This window comes from Isoptericola sp. 178 (genome assembly GCF_030586525.1).
Lineage (GTDB): Bacteria > Actinomycetota > Actinomycetes > Actinomycetales > Cellulomonadaceae > Isoptericola > Isoptericola sediminis.
The window spans coordinates 457483-470884 of record NZ_JAUQYN010000003.1 but is presented as its reverse complement, the minus strand read 5'-3'; the positions used below and the strand labels follow the sequence as shown (position 1 = coordinate 470884).

9 protein-coding genes are annotated in these 13402 nt (G+C 76.1%); 7 read left to right on the top strand and 2 right to left on the bottom strand.

The genetic code is table 11. From position 1 onward, the window contains the following. Positions 1–132: 132 nt before the first annotated feature. Positions 133–2850 carry an AAA family ATPase gene (locus tag Q6349_RS11355; protein ID WP_304604169.1) on the bottom strand — a complete coding sequence of 906 codons (2718 nt, stop codon included), beginning with the start codon at positions 2848–2850 and terminating at the stop codon, positions 133–135. A gap of 140 nt (positions 2851–2990) precedes the next feature. Here Q6349_RS11355 and Q6349_RS11350 point away from each other — a divergent pair, with 140 nt between their 5' ends. Together Q6349_RS11350 and Q6349_RS11345 are read left to right on the top strand one after the other, a co-directional pair. Then, a complete protein-coding gene (locus Q6349_RS11350) occupies positions 2991–4082 on the top strand; it encodes a class I SAM-dependent methyltransferase (RefSeq protein WP_304604168.1) in 1092 nt (363 codons plus the stop codon). A gap of 62 nt (positions 4083–4144) precedes the next feature. After that, positions 4145–6256 carry an alpha/beta fold hydrolase gene (locus tag Q6349_RS11345; protein ID WP_304604167.1) on the top strand — a complete coding sequence of 704 codons (2112 nt, stop codon included), beginning with the start codon at positions 4145–4147 and terminating at the stop codon, positions 6254–6256. Between the two features lie 6 nt (positions 6257–6262). Here the strand turns inward: Q6349_RS11345 and Q6349_RS11340 are convergent, their stop codons facing one another. Then, a complete protein-coding gene (locus Q6349_RS11340; RefSeq protein WP_304604166.1) occupies positions 6263–6808 on the bottom strand; it encodes a hypothetical protein in 546 nt (181 codons plus the stop codon). Positions 6809–6975: 167 nt separating this feature from the next. Here Q6349_RS11340 and Q6349_RS11335 point away from each other — a divergent pair, with 167 nt between their 5' ends. Genes Q6349_RS11335 through Q6349_RS11315 form a run of 5 tightly spaced genes read left to right on the top strand, consistent with a single transcriptional unit; the run spans position 6976 to position 13392 of the window. Then, complete coding sequence (locus tag Q6349_RS11335; RefSeq protein WP_304604165.1) at positions 6976–7587, top strand: bifunctional 2-polyprenyl-6-hydroxyphenol methylase/3-demethylubiquinol 3-O-methyltransferase UbiG; 612 nt, start codon at positions 6976–6978, stop codon at positions 7585–7587. Positions 7588–7617: 30 nt separating this feature from the next. Beyond that, complete coding sequence (locus tag Q6349_RS11330; protein ID WP_304604164.1) at positions 7618–10320, top strand: GNAT family N-acetyltransferase; 2703 nt, start codon at positions 7618–7620, stop codon at positions 10318–10320. Positions 10321–10370: 50 nt separating this feature from the next. Beyond that, positions 10371–10970, top strand: a complete 600-nt coding sequence (locus tag Q6349_RS11325) for a DUF5998 family protein (protein WP_304604163.1) — start codon at positions 10371–10373, stop codon at positions 10968–10970. Next, positions 10967–12184 carry an alkaline phosphatase family protein gene (locus Q6349_RS11320; protein ID WP_304604162.1) on the top strand — a complete coding sequence of 406 codons (1218 nt, stop codon included), beginning with the start codon at positions 10967–10969 and terminating at the stop codon, positions 12182–12184. The genes Q6349_RS11325 and Q6349_RS11320 overlap by 4 nt, the downstream gene beginning before the upstream one ends. Next, entirely contained in the window at positions 12181–13392 is a 1212-nt protein-coding gene (locus Q6349_RS11315) for an MFS transporter (protein ID WP_304604161.1), read from the top strand. Before Q6349_RS11320 ends, Q6349_RS11315 begins: the two co-directional genes overlap by 4 nt. Positions 13393–13402 lie beyond the last annotated feature (10 nt).

The window sequence follows — 13402 nt, the reverse complement described above, 5'->3', positions numbered from 1 at the left end:
GTGCGGCTCCCTGGTGTTCCTCGGTGCGGACTGCGGGCCCGACGGCGGCACGGCGGCCGCGTACGGGCGTTCGAAGGAAGCGTAGCGTCAGCGCGGGGTGGAACCGCGCAGGCGGGCCGTGACCAGGACGGTTCATCCGTGGTCGGTCAGCAGCGCGGCGAGCTCCTCGCGGGAGTGCACGTCGAGCTTCGTGTACACCTTGCGCAGGTGGTACTCGACCGTCTTGGGGGACAGGTACAGGGCCGCGGCGGCCTCGCGCGTGGTGGACCCGTCGGTCAGCAGCAAGGCCACCTGCAGCTCCTGGGAAGTGAGCTCCGCCTGCCAGCCCGCACCCGAGCGCCGCACGGTCTCGCCGGTCGCCGTCAGCTCTGCCGCGGTCTGGTCGGCCCACCGCCTCGCCCCCAGGCTCTCGAAACCGGCCAGCGCCTCGCGGAGCTGCTCGCGGGCGTCCACGCGGCGCCCCGTGCGCCGCAGCCGGGCCCCGTAGGCCAACCGCGTGCGCGCCGTCTCGAACGCGTCGCGCGTGCGCGCGTGCAGCGCCAACGCCGCGAGGAAGGGGCTGTCGAGGTCGTCGTCGGCCAGCAGGCCCTCGGTGCGGCGGGCACGGGCCAGCGCCCAGGGCATGCCCTTGCCCTCGGCGGCGGCCACGAACCGGGGCGCGATCTCCCGGGCCCGGGCCACGTCCCCGGTGCGCACCAGCGCCTCGACGAGCTCGGGCACCGGGGACAGGTCCGGGTCGGCGAGCCCCTGCCCGGCGAGCAGGTGCTGCAGCGCCGACAGCTCCTCGACGGCCGTGGCCGCGTCCCCGTCGGAGAGCGCCAGGTCGCCGAGGGCGAACCGTACCCAGGCGGCGAAGAACTGCATGTCGCCCTGCGCGCACAGGTCGACGGCGGCCTCGGCGTCGGACCGGCACAGCTCGGCGTTCCCCTGGTGAGAGGCGAGCCAGCACCGGCCGGCCAGCGAAGCGGCGAGCTCCGTCGTCTGGCCGGTCTCACGGGCCACCTCGATCGCGAGCGTGTAGTCCGCCTCGGCCCGGTGCCAGCTCTCGGCCGTGGCCTCGTAGCGGGCGATGACGAACAGCAGCCCCGGCAACGCCGCCGGCGTCGCGGCACGACGGGCCTCGGCCACCCGCGGACGGACGGCGGACTCACCGGAGTCGTCCCGCAGGAACAGGGGCGCCGACATCACCCACGGCCAGCGCAGGTCCCCGGCGCGAGGCGCCCCGCCGGCCTCGAGCAGCGGGACGGCCGCGCGGAACTCCGCGGCGCCGTCGCGCCCGGCCAGCACATGGGCGACCCCGCACGCCAGCAGCGTCACGGCGCGCGAGACCGGGTCCGTCAGGGCCGGGAGGGTGGCCGTGAGCTCGTCCGCCAGCTCCGCCGCCGTCGGGGTGCTCCCGAGGAACAGCGCGGCGTAGACGCCGTCGGCGAGCAGCCGTGCCCGGGTCTCGGCGTCCGGGGCGCGGTGGGCGAGGTCGACCAGCATCTCCAGGGCCCGGCGCAGCGAACCGGTGTGCACCGCCACGGTGGCGCGCAGGTCGTCCGCGGCGAACTCGACGTCGGCGTCCGGTCCCAGCGCCGCGACCTCGTCCAGGAGCACCAGCGCCCGACGGGCGTCCCCCGCGGCCCAGGCGTTCTCGGCGGCGTGCACCAGCCGCCCGGCACGGTCGGCGGGCGTGATGCTCAGGGCCGCGGCCCGCTCGAAGCTCGTCGACGCCACGGCGCACCCCCAGCGGTCGACCGCGCGCTCCGCGGCCGCCTCGACCAGTCCGGCCACCTTCGCGTCCACGCCGCCCACGGACTCCGCGAGGTGCCAGGCACGGCGGTCCTCGTCCCCGGGCGGCAGCGAGTCCGCGACGGCCCGGTGGGCCGCGCGCCGCCGTGCGGAGGCCGGCCGCGTGTACGCGACCGACTGCAGCAGCGGGTGCCGGAACGTCACGCGCCCGGCCGTCGTCCGCACCAGCCCCGCGTCCTCGGCGGGGCCCAGGTCCGCGGCGTCGAGCCCGAGGGCCCGTGCGGCGGCGGTCGTCGTGGCGAGGTCCCCGTCCGCGACCGCGGCGACGAGCAGCACCTCCCGGGTGGTCTCCGGGAGCAGGTCGACGCGGTGCTCGAAGCTGCGTGCCACCGCCTCCGGCACCGTCCGCGGCAGCCCGGGCACCTCCGCCGCGGCGTCGGGGTCGCCGGCGAGCTCCACGAGCGCCAGCGGGTTGCCGCCCGTGCGCCGGTACAGCTCCGCGAGGCGCTCGCGGGGGATCGACGCCCCGAGGCTGCGCTCGGCCACGACCCGCGCGTCCTCCTCGTCCACACCCGCCAGCCGTAGTACCGGCAGGCCCTCGACGAGCCCCGCGGCCTCCGGATCGCGTCCGGCCAGGACCATCGCGACCGGGTCGGCGGACAGCCGCCGTGCCGCGAACGTCAGGGCCTGCACCGACGGCACGTCCAGCAGGTGCAGGTCGTCCACGAGCACCACCAGCGGGGACTCCTCGGCACAGCGCGTCATCGTGCCCAGGGTCGCGGCGCCGACGGCGAGCCGGTCGCCGTCCGCCGGCGCACCGAGGGCGAGGGCCGATCGCAGGGCGTCCCGCTGCCGGTCCGGCAGGGCGTCCACCCGGTCGAGCACGGGGGTGAGGAGCTGGGACAGCCCCGCGAACGCGATCTCCGTCTCCGACGCCGCCCCGACGACCCGCAGCACACGACACGTCCCGGCGGCCCGGTCGGCCGTGTCGGCGAGCAGCGAGCTCTTGCCGATGCCGGGCTCACCGAGCACGGCGACGGCCCCGCCCCGGCCGAGGCGTGCCCCGGCGACGAGCCGCCCCAGTGCGGCCACCTCGTCGTCGCGCCCCACGAGCATGCCCCGAGTCTCGACCAGGGGGCCGGCCGTCGCACGACCAGGTGGGGCCCCTGACGCGGCGGGAGGCCTGCGATTCCTAGCGTCAGGGGGTGACGGGCCAGCTGCCGGCGACGGGCCGGCACCCGACGAAGGAGACGGACATGACCACGCTCGACACCCCCCGGACCGAGGCCCCGACCATCGACATGGACGCCCTCATGGCGTTCGTCGGCCGCGCGGTCGGCGACGCCGGCGCGACCCTCAACACGGCCCTGGTCGTGCTGGGCGACCGGCTGGGGCTCTACCGTGACCTCGCGGCGCACGGACCGAGCAGCCCCGCCGAGGTGGCGGACCGCACCGGCACCGCCGAGCCGTACGTGCGCGAGTGGCTGAACGCCCAGGCAGCGGGCGACTACGTGACCTACGACCCGGCGTCGGCCCGTTACTCCCTGGAGCCCGAGAAGGCCGTCGCGCTGACCGTCGAGGACAGCCCCGCGTTCCTGCCCGGGCTGTTCCAGGTGGCGCTCGGGGCGCTGCACGGCACGGAGCACATCGTCGAGGCCGCCCGCGGCGGCACCGGGTTCGGCTGGCACGAGCACACCCGTGACGTGCACGCCGGCACCGAGCGGTTCTTCCGCCCGAGCTACCACGCGAACCTCGTCCCGTCGTGGCTCCCGGCGCTCGACGGCGTCGTGGAGAAGCTGGAGCGGGGTGCCGCGGTCGCGGACGTCGGCTGCGGCTACGGCGCCTCGACCATCCTCATGGCGCAGGCGTTCCCGGCCTCGACGTTCGTCGGGTACGACTACCACGAGGCCTCCGTCGAGGCCGCGCGCGAGCGGGCGGCCGAGGCGGGGGTGGCCGACCGGGTCCGGTTCGCCGTCGCGACGGCGGACGGGTTCGACGAGACCGGGCTGGACCTGGTGACGATGTTCGACTGCCTCCACGACATGGGCGACCCGGTCGGGGCCGGGCGGCACGTGCGCGAGGCCCTCGCGGAGGACGGCACGTGGATGGTCGTCGAACCCGCCGCGGGCGACCGCGTCGAGGACAACCTGCACCCGATCGGCCGGGCCTTCTACGGGTTCTCGACGTTGCTGTGCACGCCGTCCTCGCTCTCGCAGGACGTCGGGATGGCGCTCGGGGCCCAGGCCGGGCCCGCCCGGATCCACGACGTCGCCACCGCGGCCGGGTTCGACCGGTTCGGCGTGGCGGCCAGCACGCCGTTCAACCTCGTCTACGAGGTCCGGCGCTGACGGCGCGGACCGTCCGGGCGAGGAGCAGACTGGGAGACGGGGTGAGGACCATGGGGGCACCGGTGGCACCGGACGCCACGGGCACCGTCGAGCGTGACGGCGTCCGGGTGGCGTGGGACCTCTACGACCGGCAGGACGCACCGACGGTGCTGCTGCTGCCGACGTGGTCGATCATCCACTCGCGCTTCTGGAAGGCGCAGATCCCGTTCCTCGCCCGGCGGTACCGGGTCGTGGTGTTCGACGGACGGGGGTGCGGCCGGTCCGACCGGCCGCACGACCCGGCCGCCTACTCCCCGGACGAGTACGCCGCGGACGCGGTGGCGGTCCTCGACGCCACGAGGACCGCCACGGCCGTGGTCGTGGGACTGTCGGCCGGGGGCACGTGGGGCGTGGCGCTCGCGACGGCGGCGCCGGAGCGGGTCGACGGGTTCGTGGCGATCGCGCCGTCGATCCCGAGCCTCGCGGGCCCGCTGCCCGACCGGGGGCAGTCGTTCACGGAGCCGCTGGACACCTCCGACGGGTGGGCGAAGTGCAACCTGCCCTACTGGCGGCGGGGCCCGTCCGCGTGGCGGGACTTCCTCGACTTCTTCTTCGGCCGGGTCTACTCCGAGCCGCACTCGACCAAGCAGATCGAGGACGGCGTGGGCTGGGGGCTCGAGGGCGATCCCGAGGCGCTCGGCGCGGCGACGGTCGGGGCGGGCCGGCACCCGGTGTCCCCGGAGCGCTGCGCGCGGGTCGCCTGCCCGGTGCTCGTGGTGCACGGCGACGACGACCGCATCACGTCCCACGAGGTCGGTGCCCGCCTCGCGGAGCTCACCGGAGGCCGTCTCGTCACGCTCGGGGGCGGCGGCCACGTGCCGCTGGCCCGCGACCCGGTGGTCGTGAACCGGCTGATCGAGGAGTTCGTCGACTCCCTCACGCCGCCGGCCCGTGCGGTGCGGCGCAGCACGTGGACCCGGGCGGCGTCGCGGCCGCGCCGGGCGCTGTACCTGTCCTCGCCGATCGGGCTCGGGCACGCACGGCGCGACGTCGCGATCGCGCGCGAGCTGCGGCGCCACCACCCCGACCTCGAGGTCGACTGGCTCGCCCAGCACCCGGTGACCCGCGTGCTGGCGGACGCGGGCGAGCGCGTCCATCCGGCGTCGCGGTGGCTGGCCAGCGAGTCCGCGCACATCGAGGACGAGTCCGCCGGCCACGACCTGCACGCCTTCCAGGCCGTCCGCCGCATGGACGAGATCCTCGTGCACAACTTCCTCGTGTTCGACGACGTCGTGCGCGAGACGCCGTACGACCTCGTCGTCGGCGACGAGGCGTGGGAGATCGACTACTTCCTGCACGAGAACCCCGAGCTCAAGCGCTTCTCGTACGCCTGGATGACCGACTTCGTCGGGTGGCTGCCCATGCCCTCGGGCGGGGGAGCGGAGGTGGCCCTGACGGCCGACTACAACGCGGAGATGATCGAGCAGCGGTCCCGGTACCGCCGGCTGCGGGACGCCTCCGTGTTCGTCGGCAACCCGGGTGACGTCGTCGAGGGGACCTTCGGCCCGGGACTGCCCGGTATCCGCGAGTGGACCGAGGACAACTTCTCGTTCTCGGGGTACGTCACCGGCTTCGAGGTGCCGGACGAGGCGGAGCGCCAGGCCGCCCGCGACTCCCTGGGCTGCCGGCCGGGCGAGCTGCTGGTGGTCGTCACCGTGGGCGGTTCCGGGGTCGGTGAGGCGTTGCTGCGCCGCGTCCTGGACGCGGCGCCGCTGGCCCGCCGTCGCCGCTCCGAGCTGCGGTTCGTCGTCGTGGCCGGTCCCCGGATCGACCCCGCCGCCCTGCCGCGGCACGAGGGTGTCGAGGTCGTCGGGTACCTGCCCGAGCTCTACCGCCACCTCGCCGCCTGCGACCTGGCCGTGGTCCAGGGCGGCCTGACCACCTGCATGGAGCTGGCCGCGGCCCAGCGCCCGTTCCTCTACGTGCCCCTGCGCGACCACTTCGAGCAGAACCTGCACGTGCGCCACCGGCTCGACCGGTACGCGGCCGGTCGGTGCGTGCCCTACGAGGACGCCTGCGACCCCGACCTGCTCGCCGAGGAGATCGTCAAGAACGTGGGCACCGACGTCCGCTACCGGCCCGTGGAGACCGACGGTGCGGGACGGGCCGCCGCGATCCTGTCCGAGCTCTTCTGAGGGACGTCAGGCGGCCCCCGGCGTCGACCGCCCGCCCCGCAGGTCCGGGTACTGCGCCTGCACGACGTCGGCGACGACGGCCGCGAGCTCGGCCCGGCACCGGTCGGCCTCCTCGGGGGAGAGCAGCCCCTGGTCGACCGCGGTCCCCAGCCGCTGCGCGGCCGCCGCGACGAGGCCGGCCTCCAGGGTCGGGAGCGGGACGCCCCGGGCCGCCGCCACCGAGGCCAGCGTCGCCCCGTCGGCCGACAGGGCCGTTCGCAGCGCCGCCGGGGCGATGCCGATCACGGCGGCGGCCGTGGGCAGGTCGAGCAGGCGTTCGTCGTCCTCCTCGCCCTCGTCGGCCCGCTCGACGTCGGCCGCGATGGCGTCGCGCTCGGCGGCGGTGATCGCACCGTCGTCGACGAGCGTCTGCAGCAGCTCGACGACGGTGCCGGTGTGCTGGACCTCGTGCTGCGGCAGGGCGGTGTCCGCGGCGACCGCGGGGGCCGCGCCGAGCGCCGCGAGCCCCAGGGCCCCGGCCGCCGCCGTCCGGCGCAGGAACCGACGCTTCATGATGCTCCTCCCCGCCCGGAGCCTCCGGACGTCTCCAGCATCGTGGCCGGACCTGCCGTGTCCCTGGGGCCCACCTGGCAGTTCGCTGACGAGGTGAGCCGGGGCAGACCGGGGCAGACTGGGCGCCGGGGGCTCGTCGGGAGAGGTGGACGCGGAGGGTGATCGGGATGACGGACTACGCGCGGATGTACCGGCTCGGTGTCCGACCCTGGGAGCGGTACCCGAAGGTCGCCGCCGCCGACGTCGCAGCGGTGCTCGACGGCGCGGCCGAGGGGCGGGGGCGCCCGCCGGGCCGGGCCCTCGACCTGGGCTGCGGCCGCGGGATCTACACCCGCGAGCTCGCCCGGCGTGGCTGGGAGGCCGTGGGCGTCGACGCGGTGCCGCAGGCGGTCGAGGAGGCGCGCGACCGCGACCCGGCCGCCACCGCCACCTACGTCGTCGGCGACGTCACGCGGCTTCGCGGGCTCGGCGTCGGCCCGGTCGACCTCTTCCTGGACGTCGGCTGCTTCCAGGGGCTGGACGCGGCGGACCGGGAGGCGATGGGGCGCGAGGTCACCGCCGTGGCCCGGCCGGGCGCGACGCTGCTGATGATGGCGTTCGGCGTCACCCGCTGGCGGTCCCTGATCGGGGGCGTGTCGCGGCAGGACGTGGCCGATGCGTTCCCGGCGTGGGACGTGCGGTCGGCCTCCGAGGTCGACCTGAAGGGCCTGCACTGGCCGATGAACCGGTCCTCCCCGCGCTGGTACCGCCTCGTCCACACCGGCCGGTCCCCGGGGTGATCGTCGTGGTCAGCGGATAACCTGCAGGGGATGGACGCTCCGAGGACCGCCTACCCCGTCGAGTGGGAGGCCGACGTGGTGCTGCGTGACGGCACCACGATGCACCTGCGTCCGATCTGCCCCGAGGACGCGGACGCGCTGCAGCGGTTCCACACCGGGCAGTCCGAGCGGTCCACGTACATGCGGTTCTTCGCACCCATGCCGCGGCTCACCGACCGCGAGCTGCGGCGCCTCGTCGACGTCGACCACCGCGACCGCGTGGCCCTGGTCGCGGTCCGGCCGGGCCAGGACGAGGAGGGCAACGCCCGCGAGGACATCCTCGGGGTCGCGCGCTTCGACGTCATCGCCGACGGCGAGGCGGAGGTCGCCTTCAACATCGCCGACTCCCTCCAGGGCAAGGGGCTGGCCTCCGTGCTGCTCGAGCACGTGGCCGGCGCCGCCCGCGAACGCGGCGTGCGGCGCTTCACCGCCGAGGTGCTGCCGCAGAACGGCTCGATGCTCGGGGTGTTCCGCGACGCCGGCTACGAGATCAGCCAGCACCTCGACGACGGCTTCGTCACGGTCGGCATCGACCTCGACCCCACCGAGAGGTCCCGGGCGGTGATGGCCGACCGCGAGCACCGCACCGAGGCGCGCTCCATGGCCGGTCTGCTCTCGGCCCGCCGGGTGCTGCTCGTCGGCCCCGGGGACGACGACGGCACCCCTGAGGCGCTGCTCGCCCGCCGGGTGCTGGACGCCTACTCGTTCGACCCCGGGGACACCGAGCTCCTCGTGCTCGACCCGCCCGGTGCCGTGGCCGGCAACGTGCTCCGGCCCGCCGGCTGGGACGACGTCGACCGGATCGACCTCGCGGTGCTGGCCGTCCCGCCCGAGGACGCGCTCGCCGCCGTGCGCCGGCTCGCCGGCAGGGGAGCGCGCGGCGTCGTCGTGCTCTCCGGCGGGTACGCCGAGACCGGCCCCGACGGACTCGAACGGCGTCGTGAGCTGGTGCGGACCGCGCACGCCGCCGGGATGCGGCTCGTGGGGCCGGTGTCCTACGGGCTGCTGACGACCACGCCGGGGTCGGCGCTGCGCGCGAGCCTCGCCGAACGCCCGCCGCCCGCCGGCGTCGTCGGGCTGTTCTGCCAGTCCGCCGCCGCGGCCGTCACCCTCACCGCGACGCTGGAGCGCCGTGGGCTCGGGGTGTCCTCCCTCGTCTCGGCCGGCCACCGCGCCGACGTCTCCGGCAACGACCTCATGCAGTACTGGCAGGACGACGACGCCACCCAGGTGGTGTGCCTCTACCTGGAGTCCATCGGCAACCCGCGCAAGTTCTCCCGCATCGCGCGGCGGCTGTCCGCCGTCAAACCGGTCGTGGTCTCGACCGCCGGGCGGTCCGGGCACGTCGTCCCGCCCGGGCACGCCGTCCGCGCCACCCGGGCCCCACGGCGGCTGCTCGACGAGCTGCTGCGCCAGTCCGGCGTCATCCAGGCCGAGAACACCCACCAGCTCATGGACGTCGCCCAGGTGCTGGCCCACCAGCCGCTGCCCGTGGGCCGGCGGGTGGGCATCCTCGCGTCCTCGGCGGCGCTCGCGGCCCTGGTCGCCGAGGCCGCGGCGTCCGCGGGCCTGGAGGTCGCGACCTCCAGCGACTACCTGCCGCCGCACGCCCACGAGGAGGACATCGCCCGCACCGTCGAGGCGCTGTACGCCCCCGAGTCCTGCGACGTCGTCGTCGCCGTCGACGTGCCCGTCGTGCAGCCCCGGACCGGGGCGATCGCCCGGGCCGTGGCGCAGGCGGCGGCGCGGACGGGGCGCACGACCGTCGCCTCCATGCTCGGGCTGCACGGCATGCCCGACGAGCTCGCCGCCGTCGCGCCGGACGGCACGCTGGTCCGGATCCCGGCGTTCTCGACCCCCGAGGACGCCGTGGTCGCGCTCGGCAAGGTGGTCGACCACGCCGAGCAGCGCACGGTGACGCGCGGCCACGAGGTCGCCCCCGACGGCGTCGACTCCCGCCGGGCCCGGCAGCTCGTCGAGTCGTGGCTCGCGGACACCGAGGGGCGCGAGCTGGACGGCCACGAGGCCGCCGAGCTGCTGGCCTGCTACGGCATCCGGCTGTGGGAGGCGCGCCCGGCCCGGGACGCCGACGAGGCGGTGGCAGCCGCCGAGGAGCTCGGCTGGCCGGTCGCGCTGAAGAGCACCTCCCCGGCGCTGCGACACCGCAGCGACCTCGGGGGAGTGCGTCTCGACATCACCGACGCCACCGAGCTGCGCGACGACGTCGAGCGGCTCCGGTCGGTCGCCTCGGCCCTGGTGGGCGACGAGTCCCCGGTGTTCGAGGTGCAGGCGATGGCGCCGCCCGGCGTGGCCTGCGTGGTGCGCTCCGCCGAGGACCCGCTGTTCGGCCCCATGGTCTCGTTCGGCCTCGCCGGGGACGCCGTCGACCTGCTCGACGACGTCGCCCACGGCATCCCGCCGCTGACCGACGTCGACATCTCCGCGATGGTCAGCACCGTGCGCGCCGCGCCGCGGCTGTACGGCTACGGCGGCGCCCCGCCCGCCGACGTCGACGCGCTCGAGGACGTGCTCGCCCGCGTGTCCGTCATGGCCGACGACCTGCCCGAGCTCGCCTCGCTGGAGATGTACCCCGTCGTCGTCGCCGAGCAGGGGGCCGCGGTGCTGCACGCCGCGGTGCGCCTGCGTCCGGCCGGCCGGCGCGCGGACGGGCTGCGCCGCGCGCTGCCGGGCTGAGGCGCCGGTCGCGGGGCTCGCGGGCGGGCGAACAGTGGGACAATGCGACCGTGCCTTCTGCGACCACACGCAAGAACCTTCGTGACGAGCTCGGTGCCCACGTCTACCGCGCCGGGTACTACCCCGACCTGGTGACCGACGTCCTCGACGTCGCGCTCGCGGACGAGCCGGTCCTGGCGCACCTCGTCCAGGCCGAGACGACGTTCGACAGCCAGGTGCGGCGCCACCTCACCGTGCTCGCGCTGACGCCCACCCGGCTCGTCGCCGCGCACGTGGACGACCACGAGGGCGACGCCGCGAACCCGTCCTCGGCCGCCGCCACCACCGAGGCGGTCCCGCTGCCGGAGATCCGGTCCGTGGCCCTGACCCACATCGTCGCCGAGCCCGCGGACCACCGTCCCGGCGACGCGGCCGCCGAGCTGAACCTCGCCATCGGCTGGGGGGCCGTCGCCCGCATCGACCTCGAGCCTGCCCAGTGCGGCGACCCGAGCTGCGAGGCGGACCACGGCCTGACCGGCCAGCTCACCCCGGACGACGTCGTGGTGCGCGTCAGCTCGGCCGCCGAGGGCGCCGACGCGGTGCGCCGGGCGGTGCACTTCGCGCGCGAGCTGTCCGCCGCCACCGGCGTCAGCGGGCGCTCGTCACGATGACGGCACACCTCGACGCCCTGCCCGCCGGTCTGGTCACGCCGTCCTACGGCACCGGCTCGCTGGCCGCCGTGCTGCCCGCTGCGGCCGGCGCGCTGGGCCTGGACCTCACCACCGCCACCGGTCTGCACTCCCTCGACGCGGCTGCCGCGCTCGGCCTGCCCGACGTCCGTCGCGTGGTCGTGGTGCTCGTCGACGGCCTCGGCCTGCACAACCTCGCCGAACGCGGCGGTCACGCACCGTTCCTGCGCGGCCTGCTGCCGCAGGCGCGGTCGCTGACCACCTGCTTCCCGTCGACGACGGCGTCCGCCCTGGCCACGCTCGGCACGGGCACGTCCCCGGGCATGACCGGGCTGCTGGGCTACACCCAGCGCAACCCGGACACCGGCGGGCTGGCCACGATGGTGTCGTGGACCGAGCAGTCCGACCCCTACCGGCCCGGCACCAAGACCTCGGCCCCGCTGGCGGTCGACCCCGCCGCGCTGCAGCGTGAGCCGACCGTCCTGGAGCAGGCCGGTGCCGCGGTGAGCGTCGTGGCGCCGGGACCGCGCAAGTTCTCCGACTCGGGGATGACCCGCGCCGCCCTGCGCGGACCGCGGTACGTGGTGGCCGAACGGTTCGCCGACCGCGTCGACGCGACCCTGACGGCCCTGCGCGACGACGGGCTGGTGTACCTGTACCACGGCGACGTCGACAAGGTCGGGCACCAGCACGGTCCCGACTCGTGGCAGTGGGGTGACGCCCTGGAGGACGCCGACGCCGAGCTTCGTCGGCTCGTACGGTCCGCCCCGCGCGGCACCCTCGTGCTGATCACGGCCGACCACGGCCAGGTGACCTCCGACCTGTCCGCGCAGCACGACGTCGCCACCCGGCCCGCGCTCGCCGCCGACGTGGTCCTGCTCGGCGGCGAACCCCGCATGACGCACGTGTACACCGCACCCGGCGCCGACGCCGCCGCGGTCGCCGACCGGTGGGCCGACGAGCTCGGCGAGGACGCGGTCGTCGTCACCGGCGAGGCCGCGATCGCGGCGGGGTGGTTCGGACCCGTCGCCGACCACGTGCGGCCCGTGGTCGGGGACGTCCTGGCCGCCGCACGCGGGCGGGCGACCGTCGTCGACTCCCGGTTGCACCCGTCCGCGGCCCGGCACATGCCCGGCGTGCACGGCTCCCTCACCGAGACCGAGATGACCGTCCCGCTGATCGCCGCCGGCGGGTGAGGTCGGGCCGGGACTTCCCGCTCCTGCTCTGGGCGACCGCGTTCGCCTTCGCGGGATTCGCCCCGCTGCTCTCGGTCGTGCCCCTGTGGACCGCCGACGGCGGCGCCGGGTCGGGAGGCGTCGGGGCGACCACCGGTGTGCTCATGGGAGCGACCGTCGCCACCCAGCTCGCCATGCCGCGCCTCCTGCGGGTGCTGTCGTTGCGCCGGGCCTCGATGCTGGGCGCGCTGCTGCTCGGGGCGCCGACCTTCGCCTACCTGGTCTCCTCGGCCGTGGGGTGGGTCCTGCTCGTCTCCGCGGTGCGAGGCGTCGGGTTCGGGCTGCTGGTCGTGGCGGGCAGCGCGCTCGTCGCCGAGCTGGTGCCGCCCGAGCGGCGCGGGCGCGGGCTGGGCGCCTACGGCGTCGCGATCGGCGCCCCGCAGGCCCTGCTGCTCCCCGTCGGGGTGTGGGCGGCCGAGCACCTCGGCTTCGCCGTCGTGTTCGTCACCGCCGGCGGCGCCGGTGTGCTCGGCGCAGTGGTCATGGCGGGCGTGCGCGAGCGGGACCGCCGGGGCGACCCGTCCGCCGTCGGCCCCCTCGAGGAGGACCCCGCCGAGGTGGTCGGCGGCCCGGTGCGCTACCGGACGCTGGCCGGCTCCGGGGTGCTCCTGCTGGTGGCCGCCTGCGCGTTCGGCGGGACGACGTCCTTCGTCCCGCTGGCCTTCCCCGCCGCGACGGCCTCGCTGGTGCTGCTCGCCGTCAGCGTCACGATGACGGCGGGCCGGTGGTGGGCCGGGGTGCGGGCCGACTCCGAGGGCGTGGGCGGCCTGCTGCCCTTCGGGGTCGGCGCCTGTGCGGTCGGCACGCTCGCGATCGCGGGCGCGGCCGGGCTGCTGGAGGGGATGTCCGCCCTGGTGCTGGCGAGCGCCGGCGGGCTGCTGTACGGGCTGGGGTTCGGAGCGCTGCAGAACGACACGCTCGTGCTGATGTTCCGGGAGGCGGGCCCGGCCGGCACCGGTACGGCGAGCGCCGCCTGGAACATCGCGTACGACGGCGGCACGGGCGCTGGATCTCTCGGGGTCGGGTTCGTCGCCCAGGGGGTCGGTGTCAGCGGCGCGCTCGGCCTCTCGGCGGTGCCGCTGCTGGTGCTGCTGCCCCACGCGGTGCGTCGGTCCCGGGGTGCTCGCGGCCTGCTGGGTCGGCGACGGGGCCCGCGGCGCGACGTCTGACAAGATCGTC